This window comes from Leptospira harrisiae (assembly GCF_002811945.1).
GTDB lineage: Bacteria > Spirochaetota > Leptospiria > Leptospirales > Leptospiraceae > Leptospira_A > Leptospira_A harrisiae.
Genome location: NZ_NPDX01000006.1, coordinates 65,368 through 86,968, shown reverse-complemented (window position 1 = coordinate 86,968; position 21,601 = coordinate 65,368). Strand labels below are relative to the sequence as shown.

At 37.2% G+C, this 21,601-nt stretch carries 25 protein-coding genes and 1 pseudogene; 11 read left to right on the top strand and 15 right to left on the bottom strand.

The window, feature by feature from the left end:
* Positions 1 to 15: 15 nt before the first annotated feature.
* From CH364_RS16595 to CH364_RS16585, 3 genes are read right to left on the bottom strand one after another with little or no spacing between them, the layout of a single operon-like run.
* Positions 16 to 603 carry an LIMLP_18675 family protein gene (locus CH364_RS16595; RefSeq protein ID WP_100744911.1) on the bottom strand — a complete coding sequence of 196 codons (588 nt, stop codon included), beginning with the start codon at positions 601 to 603 and terminating at the stop codon, positions 16 to 18.
* Complete coding sequence (locus CH364_RS16590; protein WP_100745054.1) at positions 600 to 1,643, bottom strand: glycosyltransferase family 4 protein; 1,044 nt, start codon at positions 1,641 to 1,643, stop codon at positions 600 to 602. Before CH364_RS16590 ends, CH364_RS16595 begins: the two co-directional genes overlap by 4 nt.
* A gap of 22 nt (positions 1,644 to 1,665) precedes the next feature.
* Complete coding sequence (locus CH364_RS16585) at positions 1,666 to 2,958, bottom strand: glycosyltransferase family 87 protein (RefSeq protein ID WP_100744912.1); 1,293 nt, start codon at positions 2,956 to 2,958, stop codon at positions 1,666 to 1,668.
* 63 nt (positions 2,959 to 3,021) lie between these two features.
* On the opposite strand from CH364_RS16585, the gene queA reads away from it, so the two are divergent.
* From queA to pnuC, 7 genes are all read left to right on the top strand, one after another.
* Positions 3,022 to 4,062 carry a tRNA preQ1(34) S-adenosylmethionine ribosyltransferase-isomerase QueA gene (gene queA / locus CH364_RS16580; RefSeq protein WP_100744913.1) on the top strand — a complete coding sequence of 347 codons (1,041 nt, stop codon included), beginning with the start codon at positions 3,022 to 3,024 and terminating at the stop codon, positions 4,060 to 4,062.
* Positions 4,063 to 4,114: 52 nt separating this feature from the next.
* Positions 4,115 to 5,113, top strand: coding sequence for a hypothetical protein (locus CH364_RS16575; protein WP_100744914.1), 999 nt, complete (start codon positions 4,115 to 4,117; stop codon positions 5,111 to 5,113).
* Positions 5,073 to 5,603, top strand: a complete 531-nt coding sequence (locus CH364_RS16570; protein WP_100744915.1) for a FlgO family outer membrane protein — start codon at positions 5,073 to 5,075, stop codon at positions 5,601 to 5,603. The genes CH364_RS16575 and CH364_RS16570 overlap by 41 nt, the downstream gene beginning before the upstream one ends.
* A 111-nt stretch (positions 5,604 to 5,714) precedes the next feature.
* Positions 5,715 to 7,970 (top strand): aconitate hydratase, encoded by a 2,256-nt coding sequence (locus tag CH364_RS16565; RefSeq protein ID WP_100744916.1) that lies wholly within the window; start codon positions 5,715 to 5,717, stop codon positions 7,968 to 7,970.
* Positions 7,971 to 8,027: 57 nt separating this feature from the next.
* Positions 8,028 to 9,182 carry a hypothetical protein gene (locus tag CH364_RS16560; protein ID WP_100744917.1) on the top strand — a complete coding sequence of 385 codons (1,155 nt, stop codon included), beginning with the start codon at positions 8,028 to 8,030 and terminating at the stop codon, positions 9,180 to 9,182.
* The gene (locus tag CH364_RS16555; protein WP_100744918.1) at positions 9,182 to 9,859 is read left to right on the top strand and encodes a methyltransferase domain-containing protein; all 678 of its coding nucleotides are present in this window, start codon (positions 9,182 to 9,184) and stop codon (positions 9,857 to 9,859) included. Before CH364_RS16560 ends, CH364_RS16555 begins: the two co-directional genes overlap by 1 nt.
* 145 nt (positions 9,860 to 10,004) lie before the next feature.
* Positions 10,005 to 10,664, top strand: coding sequence for a nicotinamide riboside transporter PnuC (gene pnuC / locus CH364_RS16550; protein WP_100744919.1), 660 nt, complete (start codon positions 10,005 to 10,007; stop codon positions 10,662 to 10,664).
* Positions 10,665 to 10,772: 108 nt separating this feature from the next.
* Here pnuC and CH364_RS16545 read toward each other — a convergent pair whose 3' ends face one another.
* The 9 genes from CH364_RS16545 to CH364_RS16505 form a co-directional block, all read right to left on the bottom strand.
* Entirely contained in the window at positions 10,773 to 11,150 is a 378-nt protein-coding gene (locus tag CH364_RS16545; RefSeq protein WP_100744920.1) for a DoxX family protein, read from the bottom strand.
* A gap of 96 nt (positions 11,151 to 11,246) precedes the next feature.
* Positions 11,247 to 11,843 carry a YdeI/OmpD-associated family protein gene (locus CH364_RS16540; RefSeq protein WP_100744921.1) on the bottom strand — a complete coding sequence of 199 codons (597 nt, stop codon included), beginning with the start codon at positions 11,841 to 11,843 and terminating at the stop codon, positions 11,247 to 11,249.
* A gap of 48 nt (positions 11,844 to 11,891) precedes the next feature.
* Positions 11,892 to 12,359, bottom strand: coding sequence for an SRPBCC family protein (locus CH364_RS16535; protein ID WP_100744922.1), 468 nt, complete (start codon positions 12,357 to 12,359; stop codon positions 11,892 to 11,894).
* A 4-nt stretch (positions 12,360 to 12,363) separates the two neighbouring features.
* Complete coding sequence (locus tag CH364_RS16530) at positions 12,364 to 12,687, bottom strand: ArsR/SmtB family transcription factor (RefSeq protein WP_100744923.1); 324 nt, start codon at positions 12,685 to 12,687, stop codon at positions 12,364 to 12,366.
* 329 nt (positions 12,688 to 13,016) lie between these two features.
* On the bottom strand, positions 13,017 to 13,346 hold the full coding sequence (gene cutA, locus CH364_RS16525; RefSeq protein ID WP_100744924.1) for a divalent-cation tolerance protein CutA: 330 nt from the start codon (positions 13,344 to 13,346) through the stop codon (positions 13,017 to 13,019).
* A gap of 50 nt (positions 13,347 to 13,396) precedes the next feature.
* Positions 13,397 to 13,642: a hypothetical protein gene (locus CH364_RS16520; RefSeq protein ID WP_100744925.1), complete on the bottom strand. Its 246-nt coding sequence runs from the start codon at positions 13,640 to 13,642 to the stop codon at positions 13,397 to 13,399.
* 4 nt (positions 13,643 to 13,646) lie between these two features.
* Complete coding sequence (locus CH364_RS16515; protein ID WP_100744926.1) at positions 13,647 to 13,982, bottom strand: LBF_4227 family protein; 336 nt, start codon at positions 13,980 to 13,982, stop codon at positions 13,647 to 13,649.
* On the bottom strand, positions 13,983 to 14,267 hold the full coding sequence (locus tag CH364_RS16510; protein ID WP_100744927.1) for a DUF883 family protein: 285 nt from the start codon (positions 14,265 to 14,267) through the stop codon (positions 13,983 to 13,985). It abuts the gene before it with no gap.
* Between the two features lie 8 nt (positions 14,268 to 14,275).
* Entirely contained in the window at positions 14,276 to 15,001 is a 726-nt protein-coding gene (locus tag CH364_RS16505; RefSeq protein WP_004788085.1) for a response regulator transcription factor, read from the bottom strand.
* A gap of 58 nt (positions 15,002 to 15,059) precedes the next feature.
* Between CH364_RS16505 and CH364_RS16500 the strand changes: the two genes are divergently transcribed.
* Positions 15,060 to 15,476 (top strand): DUF4279 domain-containing protein, encoded by a 417-nt coding sequence (locus CH364_RS16500; RefSeq protein ID WP_100744928.1) that lies wholly within the window; start codon positions 15,060 to 15,062, stop codon positions 15,474 to 15,476.
* Here CH364_RS16500 and CH364_RS16495 read toward each other — a convergent pair.
* Positions 15,445 to 15,804: a hypothetical protein gene (locus CH364_RS16495; protein ID WP_100744929.1), complete on the bottom strand. Its 360-nt coding sequence runs from the start codon at positions 15,802 to 15,804 to the stop codon at positions 15,445 to 15,447. The genes CH364_RS16500 and CH364_RS16495 overlap by 32 nt on opposite strands.
* A 13-nt stretch (positions 15,805 to 15,817) precedes the next feature.
* Here CH364_RS16495 and CH364_RS16490 point away from each other — a divergent pair, with 13 nt between their 5' ends.
* Positions 15,818 to 16,789, top strand: coding sequence for an amino acid--tRNA ligase-related protein (locus tag CH364_RS16490; RefSeq protein ID WP_100745055.1), 972 nt, complete (start codon positions 15,818 to 15,820; stop codon positions 16,787 to 16,789).
* A gap of 9 nt (positions 16,790 to 16,798) precedes the next feature.
* On the opposite strand, the gene CH364_RS16485 is transcribed toward CH364_RS16490, so the two are convergent.
* Entirely contained in the window at positions 16,799 to 17,188 is a 390-nt protein-coding gene (locus CH364_RS16485; protein WP_100744930.1) for an LA_2478/LA_2722/LA_4182 family protein, read from the bottom strand.
* Between the two features lie 417 nt (positions 17,189 to 17,605).
* On the opposite strand from CH364_RS16485, the gene CH364_RS16480 reads away from it, so the two are divergent.
* On the top strand, positions 17,606 to 18,418 hold the full coding sequence (locus CH364_RS16480; protein WP_100744931.1) for a ZIP family metal transporter: 813 nt from the start codon (positions 17,606 to 17,608) through the stop codon (positions 18,416 to 18,418).
* A gap of 100 nt (positions 18,419 to 18,518) precedes the next feature.
* Entirely contained in the window at positions 18,519 to 19,508 is a 990-nt protein-coding gene (locus tag CH364_RS16475; RefSeq protein WP_100744932.1) for a BtrH N-terminal domain-containing protein, read from the top strand.
* Between the two features lie 22 nt (positions 19,509 to 19,530).
* Here CH364_RS16475 and CH364_RS18950 read toward each other — a convergent pair.
* Positions 19,531 to 21,294 (bottom strand): annotated as a pseudogene (locus CH364_RS18950) (alginate export family protein).
* Positions 21,295 to 21,601 lie beyond the last annotated feature (307 nt).

The following is a 21,601-nucleotide window of genomic DNA, read 5'->3' as shown; positions in this document are numbered from 1 at the left end:
GAATCAAATTCCAGGTTAACGATTTAGAAGTCGGTTCACAATTGTCTTATTTTTTTTGTAAGGGAAAAAATATGGAGAAGTTAGTAGGTTTTTTCCATCTTTAGCCCAAACCATTCGGTTGAAACCTAGATAGTCACTCAGGCCGCCATGTTCGTATCCTAGTTGAATTTCATTTGCATCTAAATTGATTTTGATAAGTTTTTTTCCAAAACCAAATCTTTGGATTTGCCAGATTTCGTTTTTTACAAAAACAGTTCTTTTATTCCATTTGTTTAAAAGTCGGCTAACGTCAATTAATAGGGATACGGCTATGTAAAAATAAACAAATACGGATAAATAATGATAATATCTTAATTCATCCAAAAAAGGTATTTTTAATACTTTCGTGATTTCTAATATACCAACGAACCAGAAAAAGAATTTCCCCAAATAAAATGCATAGGGTAGGCCATAAACAAAAAACAATGTGGCTGTAAAAATTAACAAAAGAGAAGGGATGGGATTTATCGTTAATTCATCATATAGCGATGTTCCAAAGTATGCTGCTTCTTTTTTACTTTGGTTTTCTTTCCATTTAGATATCCATTTATTTATAAATTTCATTGAAAAAGTACCTCTTCTATTTTTTTCGCTGTTTCTTCCCATGTCCATTGTTTGGCGGGGAATTTGGGTGACCTAACTTTTTTAGGTCCTGACATAATTTCAAAGGATTTTGTCCATGCTTCAGTTTCTTTTGCCGGAACAAAAAGATCGCATTTTTCAGATAAAATTTCTTTAAATACGGGGATGTTTGAAGCAACACAACGTTTGTCTTCTAACATAGCTTCCAAAAGAGGTAAACCGAATCCTTCATGTAAGGAAGGGAAGAAAAACGCCTTACATTGTTTAAATGCTTCTGCCAAAGTGGCATCATCTGGTTTTTCTAAAAACTGAATGCCTTGTTTTTGAATTTTTGGATCATTTAGTTTTTGATATAAAAACTCGCCTTCTTCTCCCCATCCTCTTCTGCCAAGAATGAGCAGGGAATTTTTATCTTTAGGATATTTCTTTTTGAACTCTAAAAAAGCATCTACCAATCGGTTGATATTCTTTCTTGGTTCCAAAGTTCCAACGGTTAGAAAAAAATCTTTTGGAAAATTGGTTTTGATTTTTCCCGTTTTTTGTTTGGACACACCAGGATATACGACTAAACATTTTTTTTCATAACCAGGATGGAATGCGGTAATTTCATTTTTTGTATTTTTTGACAAACAAAAGATTTTGTCCGCATTTTTCATAGTAGTTGGAGACAAAAATTTATGTTGTAGATAATTCCATTTTGCCATTGTTTCTGGTGCAGAAACAAAATTAAGATCATGGTAGTTTACATAAGTTGGGATCGGTAATTTGCGGAACGGTAACATCTGTATGGTGCCCCAAAAAACATCGATTCCATCTTGTTTTAAAAGTCTAGGTAAAATAAAATTCAGATAAAATGGCCCTGGAATGTTTTTTGGTTCTAGGATCTCTTTTGCATTGGGACCTAATAAATCTCTAAAAACCGGGTGAATGGGTTTGTTCGTATACAAAAAGAATTCTTTTGATTTATGTTTTGGGAGAATGATTTTTAATACTTCTGCCAAGTATCTTGAATTCCCCGTCATTCCATAAGCAAGAGGCCTAGCATCAATGCCGATTTTTTGTTTCATGGAATGCAAACCTTACTATGTAGAAGTATAAAAAACTAGTTGTATAAAATAAAATAGAAAACATCGACAATGTAGCTTCTAGTTTAGCGCCGATAAAGGTTCGATGGACTACTATCGGTAAACTTAAAATAATTAGTAGAATATATAATTCCTTCTTCTGATTCATTATATTGGTTATTTGATTCAAAATAAAATAAATAGGAATCAAACAAATTACAAAACTATGAACCCAGCTGATTCCGCTAAAGAGAGCAGAAACTAAAAACAAAAGAGAAACAATTTCCCATTTTTTATTTTGCTTTCTCCAGAGTAATAACAATGGAACTCCAAAGATTATCATAAAAACAAGTTGGATGATTTTTAAAGTAGATAAGGAAAGGTTGATAAATGGCATCCCGTAAGTTGGTTGGTTGATCAAATCGGCACCGGACACAAAATACTTTGCCAATGTAGAACTTAAGGACTGGTTGTTTTTCCAAGACCGAAGAAGAGGATTACTAAATGCATTCCCTAAAATCTCTCGGAGCCATTCATTAGTCATTTGAACTGTGTAATCCCATTGATACAGGAGGGGCAGAGCATTCCAAATCAAAATGCCAACCAAAAACCAAAGGATACGTCTATAATGTTTTTCATAAACAAATACAAATAAAAAAACAAGTGGAGTGATTTTAATGCTTACTGCAAGGGCTAATAGAAAACCACTTAACCAATGTGAACGCACAGTAAGGGAAAAAAATATAAGTAAGATGAGTAGAAGTCCTACTTGGTTGTTTTGGATATGACTTTCTAAAAATCGAAAATTAAAGAGGAGAGTCGCCAGGAGAATGATAAAAGGATACTTTGATTCTTTTAGGTTTAGTTCTTTGTTTTGAAATAGTAAGTACAGAATTCCTAATAAAGAAAACCAACTTAGGATCTCAAAAAGAAGCGCAGCGCCAGTTTCACTCAGATGGGTAAATGGAATCAGTAGAAAAGAAAACAAAGGAGGGTAAATATAAGTGGCGGTTTCATTTTGGAGGGCCGAAAGCAAATGGAGATTTTCCGGACGAAATAGATCTTCCATCGTTTTGATTTTGGTTTGGAGTTCAAATGCTACATCAAACCTGTAGAGATTGTCACCTGTTCCCCATCGTTCGGCAGCATGGTAATAATCTAAAAAATCCGACTTTTGTTTGGATCTAGATACGGAAAGGACTAGGAGAATCATAAGCAGTATGCCTAGAATCCACTTTCCGCGTTTCTCTACGGTTTCGAAAAATTTCCACATAGTTCTCCTACCATTCCCAATATTTCTGGTTAATTGACAAGGTTTTCCCAAGGCTATCTAAAGATGGATTTTTTGAATGAATACGATTTTCACCTTCCCGAGGAGCGGATTGCTAAATTTCCCTTAGAAAATAGGGATGAATCTAGGCTTCTTGTAGTGGATCGAACCCAATCAAAATTTTGGGAAGCACCTTTGTTTCGTGACATCACCCCCCTCATACAAGCCGGAGATGTTTTTGTTTACAATGAGACAAAAGTGTCGTATCGACGTGTGTTTTTACAGGTGGAATCGGGCCGAATCCACGAATCTATTTTTTTAGAACCCGACGATGATGAAAACCAAAGATGGTTATGTATTTTAAAAAATAGGGCAAAACTTCGATTAGGTGAAAGTTTGTCGCCTGTTGGGTTTCCCAATTATCAATTTATTTACCAAGGCCCCAAGGAAGAACTTTCGTTTCTCAATTCAAATTTACCTATTTCTGATTCCGATTTTGAAATTTTTGGAAACATTCCAATCCCTCCTTATCTCAAAAGAAATGTAACCGAGGAGGACAAAGTTAGATACCAAACAATTTTTGCCAATCGTTCTGGATCGGTGGCCGCTCCGACCGCCGGACTTCATTTTACAGAAGAGTTAAAAGATAATTTAAAAAAACTTGGGGCAGAGTTTTTGCCAGTAGAGTTACAAATTGGTTATGGGACATTTCGTCCTCTAACTGCTGAACAATGGCAGACCAAAACATTGCACAGGGAGAAATACTTAGTTTCTGAATCCACCGCCACAAAGTTAAACGATGCAAGAAAGGAAGGTAGGCGCATCATTGCGGTGGGAACCACGACGCTTCGGGTTTTAGAAACTGTATTTGATTCTCAACTACAGAAATATAAGGTAGGATCAAGTCAAACTGACATCTTTTTGTCGCCAGGGGACAGAATTCAATCCGTACAAGGATTGATTACTAACTTTCACTTACCTAAGTCAAGCCTGCTGCTACTTGTCAGTGCCTTTGCTACGACTCAACTTGTGTTGGATTCTTATCAATATGCATTGAAGAACGGGTTTCGTTTTTATTCGTATGGAGATTCAATGTTCCTATTTTAAAAATAGATTTACATTCTTTTTAAATTAGGAAATATGTTTCTACAGTTTCCTTATGTACTCCCCGAAATCTTCGGTATATGTTTCCCTCTTCTCTGGTATAGGTCTTCTTGGTGTTGTTTATATCACTCCAATCAAAGAGTCTACTGTCAGAGAATTAGAACCTCGTGACTCACTCGAGTTAGACGATGAGTATCTACGTACAAATCCGATCAAAACAAATTCAAAAAAAAAGTCTTCAGGTAATTTAGAATATTCAAATCATCTAAAATCATTGTCTTTGGGGTTTCTGGTGGGATCCAAAAATAATGGGAACAAATCGCTGGATGGAAATCTTTTGGATTTTGATTTTACACCTCAATCCATGAATGTTTTGGATGCAAAAAACAGCGGAGAACCTTCTTTATCACAGACAATTCAAATAACACCGATTCATCCATCGGCAACTATGATCTTTCGTCAGATGGACGCAAATAAGCGATTGTTGGTAGATCCTAAACAATTGTACGAATACCAAGGTAGTTTTTCGCCGGCAAAATTTTTCAAAGTGCAAACATCAGTATACAATCTAAAAACAGAAAATCCTGTCAGTGCCTACGGTGCGGAAGGTGGTAAGTTTTCTTTTTTTTTTGGCAGTGATAAAATCCAACTCAATGTAAAATACAATTACGTAAATGCAAAACCTGGTTCCTATGGCAATGGGCAAATGGGTTTTATGCCTGCACAAGACATCGCTTCCCTAGGATTTATTTTTTTTCTTGGTTCTTCCAAAAATTACTCTCTCTATGTGGGAAACCAAATATTTAATGTTTTTAACGATCCGTTATTGCAGGTAAAAGATCAAAATGGTCGTTCTCCTGAAACTTTTGCTGCAAGTTTTCGTGGGAAACATCCCGGAAAACTAAAAACCACTTTTTTTTTGAATTTCCAGAACCAATTTTATAAAGACGGTATGCTGATTGGGGTTCCCGGTGGTTTTATGTACGGGAATGGGTTTAATGGAAAATCGTTTTATGAATATGTTACCTCACTTGGGATGGAACTTGCATTTTAAAAGATTCTTTTTGGCATTGATTTTATTTAGCATTAGCGCTTGTTATTTGGGAGAAGAGAGAGAATCCAAACCCAAAAAGGCAACCGTACCCCCTCTGGAACAATTGGCTGTTTCCCTCTCAGAAAAAGGATTTTATTTCCAACCACAGCGATTGGTCGTTCTGACTTTTTTAGACCACGAGGGTAAAAAAAGCCCTTACGGTGACATCCTTGCAGAAAAATTAACCACAGAACTAGTAAAAAGGGATAGGTTTCAAATTTTAGACCGCCTGGCCAACGAAAAGGTTTTAAAAGAAGCAGGGCTTGGTTTGGATGCACCAACTGACACTGCCACCTTGCGGAAAATAGGCGATGTTTTGAAATTGGACGTTATCATTACGGGAATTGTGACACCATACCAAGACGGTGTTTTTGTCAATACAAGGCTCATCGAAATTAAATCCGGGCTCATCCTCAAAGCCGATGAAGTTTATGTCCGTATCGACGGGTAAAAAAGATACTGGTTCTCACTTAAGAGCCAAATTTACTGATTTTACTTCTTGTAGTTCAATTTTCGATTGATTCCCTTTTTTCCTGCAGTCTGATAGGTATAAGAGGTTCAGATGGCATTTGATATAGAAATGATAGCGGCACGTTATTCCAAAATGGAAGCGGCCATCACACAAGCCAGGAAGGTAGTGGGTCGACCCCTCACACTTACAGAAAAGATTTTATACAACCACCTTTGGGATGGAAATCCAACAAAGAGTTTTGGTCGCGGTGTCGACTATGTTGACTTTGCACCAGACCGTGTGGCGATGCAAGATGCAACAGCGCAAATGGCGCTTCTCCAATTTATGCAAGCTGGTCGTAAAAAAGTAGCGGTTCCTTCCACCGTTCACTGTGACCACTTAATCACGGCAAAAGACGAATCAGGTGTGGATCTCGGAATAGCTGTCAAAGAAAACAAAGAAGTATATGATTTTTTATCCTCCGTTTCAAATAAATATGGAATTGGTTTTTGGAAACCAGGTGCTGGTATCATCCACCAAGTAGTTTTAGAGAACTATGCATTCCCAGGCGGAATGATGATCGGAACCGATTCCCACACAGTGAATGCTGGAGGACTCGGAATGGTGGCCATCGGTGTTGGTGGAGCTGACGCTTGTGATGTGATGGCAGGTCTTGCTTGGGAACTTAAATGGCCAAAAGCCATCGGTGTCAAACTCACTGGGAAGTTAGATGGTTGGACATCTGCCAAAGACGTAATCTTAAAAGTTGCCGGGATCCTCACTGTAAAAGGCGGAACTGGCGCGATTGTGGAATACTTTGGTCCAGGTGCTGAAGCTCTCTCTTGTACTGGAAAAGGTACAATCTGTAACATGGGAGCAGAAATTGGGGCTACAACTTCTACTTTCGGTTATGATGAATCAATGGAACGTTACTTAAGATCCACTAACAGAAGTGATGTGGCTGATCTTGCTAACAAATATAAGGCACATTTAACAGCTGACCCAGAAGTGTATGCAGATCCATCCAAATACTTTGACCAAGTGATCGAAATTGATCTCAACACTTTAGAGCCTTATGTGAATGGCCCATTTACTCCAGACCTTGCGACTCCTATTTCTAAAATGAAAGAAGAGGCAGCAAAAAATGGTTGGCCACTCAAAGTGGAAGTAGGTCTGATCGGATCTTGCACTAACTCTTCTTACGAAGATATCTCAAGAGCCGCATCCCTTGCCAAACAAGTGGCTGCCAAAGGTTTAAAAACCAAAGCAGAATTTACAATCACTCCTGGATCGGAACTAGTTCGATACACCATCCAAAGAGATGGTTTTATTGATTCCTTCCACAAAATTGGAGCCAAAGTTTTTTCAAATGCTTGTGGTCCTTGTATTGGAATGTGGTCACGAGTGGGAGCAGAGAAAAAGGAAAAGAACACGATTGTTCACTCCTTCAATCGTAACTTCCAAGCACGTCAAGACGGAAACCCAAACACTTATGCTTTTGTAGCTTCTCCAGAAATCACTACGGCACTTGCCATTGCTGGGGACTTAGGGTTCAATCCACTCACTGACACTTTAACTAACGAAAAAGGCGAGCAAGTAAAACTGGACCCACCTACCGGGGAAGAACTTCCTAACAAAGGTTTTGCGGTAGAGGATGCAGGTTTTGTGGCTCCGGCGACAGATGGTTCAGGAGTCCAAGTCATTGTGGATCCAACATCCACAAGATTACAACTTCTTGCTCCATTCAAAGCATGGGAAGGCACAGACCTCAAAGGTCTAAAACTACTCATCAAAGCCAAAGGAAAATGTACAACTGACCATATTTCGATGGCCGGTCCTTGGCTTAAGTTTCGTGGTCACTTGGATAATATTTCCAATAACTTACTCATTGGGGCTACGAACATCTTTAATAGCAAAACCAATGAAGTAAAAAACCAACTCACCGGAAACTATGAACCAGTTCCACAAACCCAAAGAGCTTACAAAGCACAAGGAATTGGATCCATTGTGGTTGGGGATGAAAACTATGGAGAAGGGTCTTCTAGGGAACATGCAGCAATGGAACCAAGACACTTAGGTGTGAGAGCCGTTCTTGTAAAATCCTTTGCGCGGATTCACGAAACCAACTTGAAAAAACAAGGGATGTTGGCACTTACCTTCGCAAACAAAGACGATTACGATAAGATCCAAGAAGATGATGTGATTGATATTGTAGGACTCACAAGTTTTGCAGAAGGTAAATCACTCACTCTTGTTCTCAACCATAAGGATGGGAAAAAGGATGAAATTTCTGTAAACCATACTTACAATGCGCAACAGATCGAATGGTTCAAAGCAGGTGCTGCTTTGAATTTGATGAAAGCGTAATTAGAAACTCTCGAACGGTCGCCAGATGAGTCTCATCTGGCGATTTCCCACCTTGGAATGCCAAAACAAAAGTCTAAATCCACTGCAGTCAATCCAGAAGAAACGTTGATATGGACGGGCTCTTCTTCTAACCAAACCAAAGCACAAAAAGAGTTCAATGATGCTCTACGTAAACATAAGGAAACATTGGAACGGTCCAAAGAAATTGAACCTTTGTTTCAACTAGTCAACGAAACATATCTGCAAGATGTTTTACCTCAATTGGAAAAACAAAAAAAACTAGAAAGAGAACGTTTTGCCCTTATGTGCGAAATTTTACTCGAAGAAAAACTTTCTTTTGGCAAAATGCAAAGAGAGTTTCTGCGGCGTTACCTTTTAGATATTTGTACCGATTCCATTTTAGAAGCTCCTGATTTTTATGGGAAATATCGTGATCAATTAGAAACGAAGTTTGAACGAACGGAAAGACTTCGATATAAAAATCAAATGGAATCAAAAATCAAACAAAAGTTTGGATTCAATATTGATTTAGATGATTTGAATCGTACACAATTTGATTCGGAAGAAGAAAGAGAATCTCATGAAGAAAAGTATAAAGAATTTCGTGAAAAATATGAAGAGTATCGCGCTGAATACTTTAGAGGGTCTCGTTCGCATGCAGGGGAACGCAAAAAATCAAAAGCACAAACTGAAAAAGAAAAAAAAATTTTGGAATCGGAACGTTTGCTTAGCACTGATATCAATACTCTATTTAAAAATTTAGCAAAACTCATCCACCCTGATAAAGAACAAGATCCTATTTTACGTGAACGTAAATCCAAGTTGATGACTAAACTTTCAGGTGCGAGAGACAATATGAATATAGCAGAAATTTTAGAAATCAAATTACAAGTTGATGAACTATTGCCAAACCAACAAACGGATGTTTCTTTCCACGATACTTCCATCAAACGATTTGTTGGAATCATCAAATCCAAAATTCGAGAATTAGAAGATTCCATCAGACAAAGATTTTTTTCTCATCCTCTCATGGCAGATTTCCCCGAGAAAAAAATCACAAAAGAAACTCTTGAGGTTTATTTAAACAGAGTGAAAAAAGATAACATTATGGTAACTAAGGCTTTCGAAAAGGAAGTGGACCAACTCACAAGGGAACCAAAATACATCAAAGAAATGATCCGAGAGCTCCAAAGTTTAGGAGTTCAGTTTTAATGAAAGGTTTTCTGAAAAAACAAAACTTCGGCTTTGGGAAAAATGGGAAAGAGTTTGATGGTACCTATTGGTCTGATATTTACGGGAATGGGTTGGACGTAGATGGATCTTACAACGCCAAGCAACATGCCGAATACTTAAAAGCACTCTTTCAATTAATGGAGATTCCGGTTTACAAAATTGCTGACTTCGGATTTGGAAAAGCAATTTTACTCCGAGAAATGGTAAAATCATTTTCACCTGTTAAAGTATTTGCTGTGGATGCATCCAAGGAAGCTTACGAAGACCTAAAGAAAAAAGACTGGGTCAAACGTTCAGACAAATTTCATATTTTTCATGAATCCTTAGAAACACTCAAACTCCCCAAATTAGAAAAGGAACCGGTGGAACTTGGAATTTGTAATTCTGTGATCCAATATCTCCCCGATTCAATGATTCCAGGGGTTCTGGAAAAGATGGCAAAGTATTGTAATTACCTATATTTTACAGTTCCAACTAACGAAGACTATTCGGTAATGAAAGAAGAAATGAATTTTACTGATCCATATGCTTTTTCTCGATCGAAAAAAAAATACAGGAAATGGATTTCTCGTGATTTTGAAATTGTAGGTTATAACCTTTTGCAAAGTAAATGGTTAGGTGAGAAGGGATTTAAGGAAGATTTTTTTAGGATTTAGAAAAAACAAGTTTAGTTTATTGAAATTTGTTTTTGTATGAATGGTCTGGTTTTGGTTAAGGGAAGGTTCCAAATGAGGATACATTTTGTTTATCAATCGGAATTTGTGGAATTCAAGATTACAAACCTTCTTTTAGTGTCTTAATATGTTGGATTTGTCCTTATTCTTTTCAAAAGAACTTCAGATTTTTTCTGTATTCGGTAACACGATGAGTCTGATCGAACTCCTTGGCACAACTACTGGTCTTCTTTGTGTTTACTTAGCATCGAAAAATCATATCCTTACTTGGCCTTTTGGGATTTTAACTTCTATTTGTTTTTTCTTTTTATTTTTCCAAATCCAACTTTATTCAGATATGTTGTTACAAATCTATTTTTTTGGATCGAGTGTTTATGGTTGGTTGGTATGGAGAAAAAAAACCGGTATTTATGTAAAAATCCAATCTTTAGGCAAAACAAAAAACATTATCCTTTTATTTGTGATGATTTTTGGGATTTATTTTTTGGGGCAAATCACAAGCCGGCTGCCATTATGGTTACCCAGTATTTTTGTAAAACCACCTGAGTTTTTATATTGGGATGCATTTACAACTGTGGGAAGTATCATTGCCAATTTTTTGCTTGCTCAGAGAAAGTTGGAATCCTGGTTTTTATGGGTGTTTGTCGATGTAGTTTGTATCGCCATTTATTTCTTAAAGGAAATTCCCTTTGTAACTTTGGAATACATTGTTTTTTTACTCATTGCATTTTATGGATGTTATCATTGGTATCAGGAATATAAACTAAATCGTCATTCCATGGAATGATGTCTGGATCGAAGGACAAAAAACGAAAGGGATTCGTTTGATTGGACCAACCTCGTTAAACTGAGAGTTGATCCAAAATCTTTTTTTGGAAATGGTTTGGATCAAAGATTAACTTTTGATTTTTCTACCTTCAGGTCGTAAATACCAAGAAATCACTGTGAGTGATAGAAGTAGTAAAGAAGGAAAAATTTCTCCAAATGGATGGCCACAGACAATATGGGAAATGGCAGCTCCAGACATGGCAAAGAAAAAACCCGCATAAGCCCATTCTTTTAGCAAAACAAATTTTGGTGATAAGACTGCCACAACACCTAGCAATTTCCAAACTCCAAGAAGCGTAAGAAAATAAGTAGGGTAACCCAATTGGTTGATTTTTTCTACTTCTTCGGGAAGTTTGATTAGTTGTACAATCGCTGTGGATACCATCCCGAGTGACAACCAAAGAGTAAAGAACCAATAAGCTATTTTTTTTGTTTTTTCTGACATTTGATTTCTCCTAAATTAATATATAATCCTTGTTTGCCTGTTTTCCTTTGTAAGTCATGTGGTAAGGAAAAAGTTTTTTGCAATATAAGTTTAACTTTAGTCGTTTAAACCTTTGCCTTTTAAAATATTTGGAATTTGTTTTTCGATTCTTTCTTTTCTGGTTTCAGATTTTTTTGCGCCTGAAAAATGGAGTAGGTAGGCTCTTTGCCTGCCGGGCGTTAAAGATTCAAAAGCAGTTTGTAACTTTGGATCTTCTTCTAATTGTTTTAAAAACTCTTCTGGAAACTCAAACTCCGAAGTTTTTTTCATAACCACGTTTTTCCCAGATTGTTCCAGTTGAATGGCTTCTTTGATATAAGATTTGATAACTGTTTTTAGTTTTATGATTTCAGAAGCATTTTGGAATCGGATTTGTCTTGCGGATTGTACATTTTTAGTTTGTTGGATGAGTATTTTTTTCGGGTCTTTGAGTAAGGCACCTTTAAAAAATAAAATAGCAAAGTAATCTTTGAATCCATGGATTAGGAATATGTTTTTTCCATTCCAAGTGTAACAAGGTTGTCCCCATTTGATTTCTTCTTGTAATTCAATTTCTAATACAATTGATCTTAAGATTTGAAATTCCAGTTTCCAGTTTTTGATTTTTTGGAAATATAAATCGACTTGATTCATTTTGGAATTTGTCTGTTTCATTTCAATTGGCTCCAATTTCCTTTTTATCTATTTCATAAAAGTTTTGAATTAAACTTTCTCACCAAGAACTTTTTCCAAATGGTTGTGGGCCATATTGATTCCCTGTGCAAATGGCATCTTTAAAATTTGGTCTCTATGTTCGACGGACTTATAAATGATATGCATGATTAGTTTGCATTTGGTTTCTGAAATTTTTTGGAAGGTAAAAAACTCAAGTTGAACAGGAAAACCAGTATTTTCCATTTCAAAGGTACGAACAAAACTTTCATTTTCTTTTATATTGAGTAATACTCCGTTGGCTCGAAACAAAACGATCCCGTCCGGATTTTTGGTTTCAAAAATCCAACTTCCATGATTTTTTGCTTCGAACTGGAGGACTTTGTTTCCCATCCACTGTTCGATGAGTTCTGGTACTGTATGAGCTTTAAAAACCAAAGAAGTTGGTAAATCAAACTCACGTTCGATTCTTAACTCTTGTTTGCCGTCTTCTGCATAAACTTTTGTTTTGAGTTCCATATTCTTATCCTTTCGCTTTATAGTTTTTCATTACCGATTCCAATTTGTTAAATCGGTCGTCCCAAAGTTTTTGGAAAGGTGCAATGAAGTTTGCTATTTCTTTCATTTTGTTTGGGTTTAAATGGTAATACATCTCACGACCGTTAGGTTCTTTTTTTAATAATTCACATTCTGTTAAAATTTGTAAATGTTTGGAAACTGTTGGTCGTTTAGTATCAAACTGGGAGGCAATGGCACCCGCCGTCATGGACTGGGTGGCCACAAGGAGGAGGATGGCCCGCCTTGTGGGATCTGCAATTGCCTGAAAAACATCTCTTCGTAAATCCATTGTGTAGCCATTTGACTAATCAATAATATGTAGTCATTTGGCAACACTTTTTTATAAGTTTAAAAATTTATCTAAAAGTTCTATTCACAACACAATCCCACCGCCAGGGCATACGAAGGGCTTGGTCGGAGGAGGCGAATGCCTCCAACGACGGGAGCCGAAGGCGCACCCCGGAGTACGCCCGGTCGTTTTTACTTTACGAAGTCGGATTTCAGAAAAAGATTCGAGGCGCCCATGAATGGAATTTGTATCAGAGTTTCTCTATCACGCCGATTGCACTTTCGCCAGGAGGAAAAAACAAAAAAGAGCTATTGTGGATGAAGTTGGTTTTAGCTATTCTTTTTGATTTTATCGGCAACAAACGCTTTGTAGGCGGGGCTACCAAAACTTACGTCCATACGAATGATTTCTGGGGCAATGTAAGGGTGGTGTTTCATAATGTATTCTTCGATCGCATTGTACTTGTCAGTTTTTGCTTTGAGAAGGATTTTGTTTTCGGTATCGACAGTGATTTTTCCTTCCCACAGATAAACAAGTTCTACTTCAGGGAAAATGGTTCCTGATACGATGATTCCTTGTTCTAACATTTCGGAGATTTGTTCTTCGGCCATATCACGGTCGCCAATTGTGGTAAATACTAAAATTTCTTCTGAAGCCATGGGAAGTCCTTCTTTGTTTTTACAAAGATCGGCTTCGAGAGGTGAAACCCTTATTCTTTTGGTGATTTATTTTGTAAGTAGGATTGGAACCCTTCTTTCATTTGGTCTACCATTCCTGACTCACGTACAGACCGAATCACTCGTTGCCAGAATTTGATTTTGCCTTCAAATTCATTCCAACCAAGTTGTAAATCCATCCGTTTGATTTTGAGTAACATCCTAAGTTCGGAGAGTGACATGTCTTTTGGATCTTTGTCTAAATACCGTTCGTGGTCTGTTAGAGGATTGAATCTCATGGAATTATCTTTTCTTTAGAACCAGTGACAAAAACAAAATGGCAAAAATCAAAAATCCAAATCCTGTTCCAAAACTAGCAAGGATTGGATCGCCGCTTGCAAAAAACTTTTGGATGCTTAAAAAGATACCGTACGAAACGTACGAGAGTCCCAAAAAAATAAGAAAAATAGAAGTGAAAACCCAAACAGAAGACAAAACCAAATTTCTAATATAAATTTGGAGATTCTTTTGAATGTAAATTGCCATAACTTCGCCGTAGGCTACAAGTTTAGCGACTAAATCTTCAAAGGCGGATTTGATTCCGCCTTTTTTACGATGTTTTGTTTGTTTCTCGTCCAATTATTTCTTCTTAAAGATTAAACCAAGTGCAATTCCAAGGCCAAGGCCAACACCAAAGCCGATGACAGCTGCTTTTTGTGGGTGTTCTTTTACGTAAGACCCAACATTGTCAATGACTTCTTTTGCTTTGATAGAAGCCTCTTCACTTGCCTTACCTAACTTTTGTTTGATGTCACTTACTTGTTCCATATACTTCTCCTTGGCTCTTTGTTCAATTTCTTTGGCTTTTTTCTCATACAACTTAATTTCGTCGATGAGGGATTTATCTTTTTTCACTTCTTCCATAATAATTTTTATTCTGGAACAACTATGTTTTCAAAGTTGTCAGTGAAACGATATCCGATTCCCCAAATGGTTTCGATCCATTCTGGTTGAGCGGAGTTTTTTTCTAGTTTAGAACGGATGCGTTTGATATGGCTGTCGATCATCCTTTCAAATCCATCCCATTCTACGCCCCAAACTGATTCTAAAATCATTTCGCGAGAAAAAACTTTTCCGGGTGAACCAGCTAATAGTTGTAAGATGTCGAATTCTTTTCTAGAAATGTTGATGATATTTTCGTTTAGAGTGACACGGCGACGAATGGAATCAATTTTAAGAGCACCACGAATGATTTCTCCGGCTTGTCCCACATTGGGTTTGATACCAATTTTTTTGTCCCATCTACGAAAGAATACATCCACTCGAGTTTTGAGTTCGCGAACCGAAAATGGTTTTGTGATGTAATCATCAGCACCTAACTCAAGTCCCATGATGCGATCAATTTCCTCTGTCCTTGCGGAAAGAATAAAAATTGGCGTACTTTCATCGGATTTTCGGATGCTACGGCAAATTTCCATACCATCAATGTCCGGTAGAGAAAGGTCCAGAATCACTAAATCAGGATGATTGGATTTGTAAAATTTCAAACCGTCTTCGCCATTTTCAAAAACGGAGGTTGTGTAGTGAGCAGAATCGAGAGATTTCCGGATTAGGTTCCCGATGTCCGGATCGTCCTCAATTACCAAAATATTTTTCATGTTTTTCCCTTGAGTTCTTTCTCAATTTGTTTCTTGTAGTAGAAAAAAAAAGTAAAAAATGGAATCAGGAACACAAAGGGAAGCAAAATCGTGGGCGATGTTCGCCATCAATGGGCCCAAACTAAGGCCATTGGAAGTCACAGAGAAACTGGGCATCCAACCGGACTATTACCACGGTGCTGATGCAAAAGACATAGAAAATATGACAATTCCGAGTCATTGGCAGCTGAATTCTAAGTTAGGACCTGAGTTTCCTGTGCTTGACCATATTTGGGATTTGCTTAAAACCTTAGCACCAGTTCGAAAAGATCTAAAAGAATTCACTGAAAGTTACGAATCTACCATTTATGTTTCTGTAGAGTTTGCCTCCGAGTTCACAAAAGGTGTGGTTCTCGACAAAAGGACTATGCTTTTGTTAGGTGAAATGGGTGTGAATTTAGAAATTATCCCCTGGGAACTCGATGTGACTCCCTAAGTATGGCTTCACTCGGGAAAACGAGTCGGATCAGGCCAAATCGTTTTAAATACATATAACCAGAAAGGGGAAGTCCCAGAAGAACAAGGACACGTTTTTTCAAACGAAGGTCCCGGGCGATATTTAAAAGTTTAGTAAGGAGTGTTAGGGGAAGGTAAGGTAGATTAGAGAGATCCATTTGAATATGAGATCTTGTTTGAAAGAACAACATATGCATCACAGAATCCATTTCTTCCTCTAATTCTGGATGGACATTCTTAGATAAAATGACAATTTCATAGGCATTCTGAACTTCACGTACGGTGAGGTATTTTGTTTTTTTTGCCATTGGAGGTAATGGTATGGATTCACTCTCAAAAGATACACTCATTTTTCGTTCCAAAGTATTCCGAAAGGTCCGTGAGATTTTATGGAGAGATGGTTTTTTGGAAGTGGATACACCTACCTTAAAACCTGTTGTGGGGATGGAACCTTATCTTGATCCCTTTGAAGTGCGTTCTCCCAGTGGAGCGGAAAAAGGATATCTCATCACTTCTCCCGAGTACTGTTTGAAACAAATGATGGCCAAAGGTATGACTAGAATCTTTGAACTAGCTCATACATACAGGTCAGGGGAAATGGGCAGTGAATTCCATTCCAAAGAGTTTGTGATGTTAGAACTTTACGCAAAAGGAATGGATGATGCTTCTTTACGCCAGTATATCGAGACGTTTATAAGAGAATTGATTCATTTCTTTGGAAAAGAGGAAGACCAAAAAAAAACATCTAGTCCAGATTGGATTCGCCATCAATCTGTCAAAGAAACATTTATACAAAATGTAGGACATGGGTTTTCCAAAGAAGATTTGATTGAAACGATAGAAATCAAAAAGTTATCATCTTCGCCTGTTTCAGAACTAACAAACTGGCCCTATGAAGATCTTTTCTTTTTAGTTTTTCTAAACCTAGTAGAACCAAATTTAGGTGAAGGCATTGTATTTTTATACGACTATCCTCCTGAATGTGCTGCACTCGCAAAAATTGTAGATGGAGTTGCCAAACGATTTGAGATTTATTGGGACGGGTTAGAACTTGCAAATGCTTTTTATGAACTGAGTGATGAAAAAGAACAAAGGAAAAGATTTAGCGAAGAACAAGAGTTACGTGGAAAATTAGGAAAAGAAGTGTTTCCTATGGATGAGAGTTTTCTTAAGTCCTTAGAAAATGGATTTCCCGATTGTGCTGGGATTTCTATTGGAATGGATCGGCTACTTTTGAAATTATCTGGAAAACACGGACTAAGTGAAATTAGCCCGTATTGGATGGAAGTATAAGTATTTAGTTTAGTCTTCTTCTTGGAATTTTTCGCAAGCTTCTGGAACTTTTCCATCTTCTAAATCTGCACAAGAAAATGCTGCCATCTCTTTGGCACATTTTTTCATGTCTTCCAAATCTTGTTTGGAGAGTTTTTTTGTGGGTTGGTTGTTTGCCGGTTTTTGGCCTTCTACCACGTAATTTTTGTATCTAGATTCGCAGACGTTCCCATTCACAAATTGAGATTCGACCATTTTTCTTTGGTCGGCAGGAAGATCTTTTAACTTTTCTTTCATACACTCAGAAGTTTTTGCACACATTTTTTTGGAGAGTGCTTGGAATTCTTTCGCATCTTTTAATGTCTGTGCGGTGATGAGAAGAGGTGCAAGTATTAGTAAAAAAAGGGAAATTTTTTTCATACGAAAACCTTCCTTTAACAAAAGGCTTTCGTAAAGTTTTTTTTTAACTAATTTTTATAGTTGGACACCTGTGGTAATGCAATCTGAAGAGATATCGGAGAGTGTATATTTATCCTCTTTTTTTCTGTTCCACAATTGAATGTTTTACTTAGAGTTAATGTTGACTCCCATGATTGGAATGATTTTAAATTTCGTATTTTCCATTTAATAATTTGTTGGTTTTTAATCTGCTAACGGGTATTTATTGGTGTTTGTATTGCGTCTTATTTTTTGAAAAGCCTGCTGAAAAAAAATTGATTAATATCGGAAAATTCCCTATATTTAGAGATTATGAAAAAAACATCCAGTTTCGTATCTCTCCTTGCAATTTCACTTTACGGTAAAAACCAAGAATTAGGAAGGCAGTTAGCCAAGTAGATGTTAGATTCTCTATTGTCATTTCACCCAGTAGTTTTGGCGCTATTTGCCACTGGATTTACTTGGTTTTGTACTGCTTTCGGTGCAGGTTTTGTTTTTTTCTTTCGAACAGTACCAAGACCTGTTTTTAATGCAATGCTCGGCTTTGCTTCAGGCATTATGATTGCGGCGAGTTTTTGGTCTCTTCTATTGCCATCAATCGAACTTTCAGAACGTGCCGGAAATCTTGCTTGGTTCCATGTAAGTCTTGGTTTTTTATCCGGTGGTTTGTCTTTATACCTATTACATAAACTCCTTCCTCATCTTCATGTAGGTTTAGAAGAAAATCGTTTAGAAGGAGGGAAGTCCTCTTTTCAAAGAAGTCTGCTTCTGATTTTGGCAATCACACTTCATAATATTCCTGAAGGTTTAGCTGTTGGAGTCGCCTTCGGTGCGCTTGGTGATGGATTTACATATGAAGCACTCATGGCTGCCGTCGTAGTTGCCTTTGGGATCGGAATTCAAAATATTCCAGAAGGTGCTGCGGTTTCCATTCCCTTGTTACGAGAAGGGTTCTCGGCACGGAAAAGTTTTTGGTATGGGCAACTTTCCGGTTTTGTAGAACCGATTGGGGGTCTTCTCGGTGCAGCCCTTGTTTTTTATGTAGAAAGTATTTTGCCTTTTGCTTTATCTTTTGCAGCGGGGGCGATGATTTTTGTAGTGGTAGAGGAACTCATTCCAGAATCTCATACTGGAAAAGAAACGGAGATGTCCACTCTTGGTGCTATGTTTGGATTTGTTCTTATGATGGCTTTAGATGTAGGCCTTGGTTAAACTTTAATTTGAATTCAATTCGTATGATCTTTATAGACTGGCAAAACGGGAAGGTTTATTTACCACTTTTAAATTTGCTATTTTGGAATTTACTCAAACTATGATTTTAAATAATTTTTCTCCCTTTGTAGGAGTTCACTGTGAAACAACAACGACGGGTACTCTTTTAAAACACATTGGGATCAAACTTTCAGAACCCATGTTATTTGGTATAGGAGAAGGTCTTAGTTTTATTTTTTGGAATATGAAATCTATGGATTTTCCCTTTATTGGTGGGCGTGTCAAACCGGACGGGCTCACGGAAAATATTTCTAAAAACCTAAATTTAAAGCTGAAAATCCAAGAAACGGCTTCTAAATCTAAGGCTTGGTCCTCGGTTTGCGATCTGATAGATTCGGGAACACCCGTCGGATTGAAGTTGGATTGTTTTCATTTGGAATATTTTTCAAAGCCATTCCATTTTGCAGGTCATTATGCGGCTCTTTACGGATACGACAAAACAAATGCATATTTGATTGATACCAAACAACAGGGAACAAAAGTTCGAACTTCTATAAAAAGTTTGGAGCTTGCAAGAAGCGAAAAGGGCGCTATGGCATCTAAAAATCTTTTTTATACAATCGAGCCTGGGAAAAAACAAATAAACTTGGGAAAGGTAGTTGCACTTGCTGCAAAAAACAATGCACGTGAATATTTAAATCCTCCAATTACCAATGTATCCTATAAAGGAATTCGGAAACTAGCATCCAATTTAGAGAAGTGGTTTCACTCTTCAAAAGACATTCAAAGAGATTTTGGAACCACAGCTATGCTGATGGAAAAGGCTGGGACAGGTGGTGCCATTTTTCGTAATTTATATCGAGATTTCCTTTTTGAATCTTATGAGTTAACAAAAGATCCTATCTTTAAAAATACCCACCTCCAATTTCAAGAGATCTCAAATCATTGGACAAAAATAGCCTCTTTGTTTGATTCCTTAGGTAAAAAAGGAGACGATCGACTGTTAGGTGAAATTAAAAATCTTCTCAATCGGACGGCCGATTTGGAATTAAGTGCGATGACGAATTTATTAAAATTAAAAGATGTTTAATCTTTATGTTTGATCCCAATTTTTAAAACTGTGCCGTTACCATAAGATAAGCAAACTGTGCTGTTTTAGCAAATTGATTCGTATAAACTTGGGAATTGATGCTGCGGTCATTCACCTTATTTTGAATGGCATCTCCCGCATAAATAACACTATACCCACATTCTAAAATAAAATTTTGGTATGGGACGTTGTATTTAAAATCGAGTTCACGAAATAAACTTTTCCCAAGCATGGAAACGGGTCGATTGTTTCCTGTTCCATTTTCCGTTAGGACTTGGCTTGTATCATACTGATTGTTTGAAATGGATTCGGTACTCGCACCTAATTTGGCAACGCCGACAATGTCATACCAACTGTCTTGGAGTTTGTGTTTTTCAATCGCAAAATAATCAAAACGAAATGATCCATAAGTTCCTAAGTTATAGGTTAGGTTTACTGATTTTGATTTCATATTCACCCAACTGACTTGGTCTGCCATTCCATAAAAAAAGTGATTGGTGTGGAATAAGTTTTGAAAACTTGCGATCGATCAGTCATTTCTGTTTGGATCTCCACTCCCCACATCGTAAGCAAAACCAACTCTCAGTTTATTGATTGTATAACCTATGTCGGCACCAAAAGCATAGGTTTTGTATCTTTCTCTTTCGGAATAAATTAAATACTATGTTTATAATTTGTGTTGGTTAGTGGGTCAAATAAAGTAACTTCAGTTCGGTGGTCATCCCATTTGGGTCTAATGGATTTACCCGTCGTTCCTATTTGTACAACATATTCAAACGAATAATCAAAAGACTGGAGAGACTTTTTGCCTGACTGTGTTTTGTTGGTAATTCTCATTCCATAGGTATGTAAAATATCCCATCTACCAGCTCTGGATTCTGGTGTTCCCGTTTCTCCAGTGGTGAGAATCAGGGAATGGTTCGTGCGCAAATATTCTTTTTGTAACCCTAAATAATACAAATCAATATGAAAATATTTAGAAGGTTGTAATGTATTGTAAAAACCTGTAAAGTATGAATCACCTAACTCTTGTCTTTGTCCATCAAGTTTAGCAGTACAAGGTTTTGTGCCATTGTAAGGGCAATCCACCATATAAGTGTTGTATTGGTTTTTGATGCCAAAGGATGTTGAGTTACCTGCTATATCGGAGTGACGTTCACTCACCGAAGTGACAAATACATGAGAAGATAAATACTTCTGTTCCCATTTGAGTCTTGAGTCCATCAAAACTTCTACCTACGTTTGTCCAATCGAGTGAACCTACCAAACGTTCGTCTCCGTATCGGAGAAGTTGACGACCCGCTTGGATATGCAGAGGGAGACCTAAATTGTTTTTAACTTCAATATAAGCTTCGCGAACGTCAGTGCTTTGTCTCGTCCCATCGTTAGCAGTGGAAATACCAGTAAGGGAACCCTTTTCGGCACCCCATAGTCTAGAATCTTGGAATGTGATTTTTGCAATTACATCTTTGCTGAATTCTTTTTGGATCCAAAATTGGATTTTCTGTCCAGTAAAATCTACATTGTCATTTGTATTACGATTGAAATCAAAGTTATACTTCATTTCTGGACCGACACGAACTAAAGCACCAACTGAAAATCCATCTGCCCAAGAAGGAGGCGGTATTGGTTTTGTTTCTTCTGTTTGAGTCGTCATGGAACTAGAGTTTGGTGTTATGTTGGGAGTTTCCTGTGTTGTGGATTGTGCAGTAGTTTGCCCAAAGATCCCGTAATGAATGAAAAGATAAAAAGAGAGTATGGTGATGGATAATCTTTGCTTCTGCATTTTCTAAAAGATCAAATTTTTGGTCTTCTCCTATGCGAGGCCAAAATGCAAGAAGCGTACACTTTGAATCGAAAGTAGTAAAAATTATATAAATATCTAAAATATTAGACAAATTGTATCTTTTAGTGGAACCGAGAAATGTGGCGAGATTCTTTCTTTAAAGATAACTAGTTTACAAAATAGGTATTTTGTCTGTATTTATAAAAATATGTATAGGGTGTGAGCAGCGATTCTCTCCCCTCTACTTTTTGTATGTATACAAAGTGGTTATCGATTCTACGCTTTTTTGATCAGCTAACTCAAATAA

Excerpts from the sequence above, each read along its gene's own strand:
- CH364_RS16595 (WP_100744911.1), bottom strand. The coding sequence starts at position 603 with ATGAAATTTATAAATAAATGGATATCTAAATGGAAAGAAAACCAAAGT.
- CH364_RS16590 (WP_100745054.1), bottom strand. The coding sequence starts at position 1,643 with ATGACGGGGAATTCAAGATACTTGGCAGAAGTATTAAAAATCATTCTC.
- CH364_RS16585 (WP_100744912.1), bottom strand. The coding sequence starts at position 2,958 with ATGTGGAAATTTTTCGAAACCGTAGAGAAACGCGGAAAGTGGATTCTA.
- queA (WP_100744913.1), top strand. The coding sequence starts at position 3,022 with ATGGATTTTTTGAATGAATACGATTTTCACCTTCCCGAGGAGCGGATT.
- CH364_RS16575 (WP_100744914.1), top strand. The coding sequence starts at position 4,115 with ATGTACTCCCCGAAATCTTCGGTATATGTTTCCCTCTTCTCTGGTATA.
- CH364_RS16570 (WP_100744915.1), top strand. The coding sequence starts at position 5,073 with ATGAATATGTTACCTCACTTGGGATGGAACTTGCATTTTAAAAGATTC.
- CH364_RS16565 (WP_100744916.1), top strand. The coding sequence starts at position 5,715 with ATGGCATTTGATATAGAAATGATAGCGGCACGTTATTCCAAAATGGAA.
- CH364_RS16560 (WP_100744917.1), top strand. The coding sequence starts at position 8,028 with ATGCCAAAACAAAAGTCTAAATCCACTGCAGTCAATCCAGAAGAAACG.
- CH364_RS16555 (WP_100744918.1), top strand. The coding sequence starts at position 9,182 with ATGAAAGGTTTTCTGAAAAAACAAAACTTCGGCTTTGGGAAAAATGGG.
- pnuC (WP_100744919.1), top strand. The coding sequence starts at position 10,005 with ATGTTGGATTTGTCCTTATTCTTTTCAAAAGAACTTCAGATTTTTTCT.
- CH364_RS16545 (WP_100744920.1), bottom strand. The coding sequence starts at position 11,150 with ATGTCAGAAAAAACAAAAAAAATAGCTTATTGGTTCTTTACTCTTTGG.
- CH364_RS16540 (WP_100744921.1), bottom strand. The coding sequence starts at position 11,843 with ATGAAACAGACAAATTCCAAAATGAATCAAGTCGATTTATATTTCCAA.
- CH364_RS16535 (WP_100744922.1), bottom strand. The coding sequence starts at position 12,359 with ATGGAACTCAAAACAAAAGTTTATGCAGAAGACGGCAAACAAGAGTTA.
- CH364_RS16530 (WP_100744923.1), bottom strand. The coding sequence starts at position 12,687 with ATGGATTTACGAAGAGATGTTTTTCAGGCAATTGCAGATCCCACAAGG.
- cutA (WP_100744924.1), bottom strand. The coding sequence starts at position 13,346 with ATGGCTTCAGAAGAAATTTTAGTATTTACCACAATTGGCGACCGTGAT.
- CH364_RS16520 (WP_100744925.1), bottom strand. The coding sequence starts at position 13,642 with ATGAGATTCAATCCTCTAACAGACCACGAACGGTATTTAGACAAAGAT.
- CH364_RS16510 (WP_100744927.1), bottom strand. The coding sequence starts at position 14,267 with ATGGAAGAAGTGAAAAAAGATAAATCCCTCATCGACGAAATTAAGTTG.
- CH364_RS16505 (WP_004788085.1), bottom strand. The coding sequence starts at position 15,001 with ATGAAAAATATTTTGGTAATTGAGGACGATCCGGACATCGGGAACCTA.
- CH364_RS16500 (WP_100744928.1), top strand. The coding sequence starts at position 15,060 with ATGGAATCAGGAACACAAAGGGAAGCAAAATCGTGGGCGATGTTCGCC.
- CH364_RS16495 (WP_100744929.1), bottom strand. The coding sequence starts at position 15,804 with ATGGCAAAAAAAACAAAATACCTCACCGTACGTGAAGTTCAGAATGCC.
- CH364_RS16490 (WP_100745055.1), top strand. The coding sequence starts at position 15,818 with ATGGATTCACTCTCAAAAGATACACTCATTTTTCGTTCCAAAGTATTC.
- CH364_RS16485 (WP_100744930.1), bottom strand. The coding sequence starts at position 17,188 with ATGAAAAAAATTTCCCTTTTTTTACTAATACTTGCACCTCTTCTCATC.
- CH364_RS16480 (WP_100744931.1), top strand. The coding sequence starts at position 17,606 with ATGTTAGATTCTCTATTGTCATTTCACCCAGTAGTTTTGGCGCTATTT.
- CH364_RS16475 (WP_100744932.1), top strand. The coding sequence starts at position 18,519 with ATGATTTTAAATAATTTTTCTCCCTTTGTAGGAGTTCACTGTGAAACA.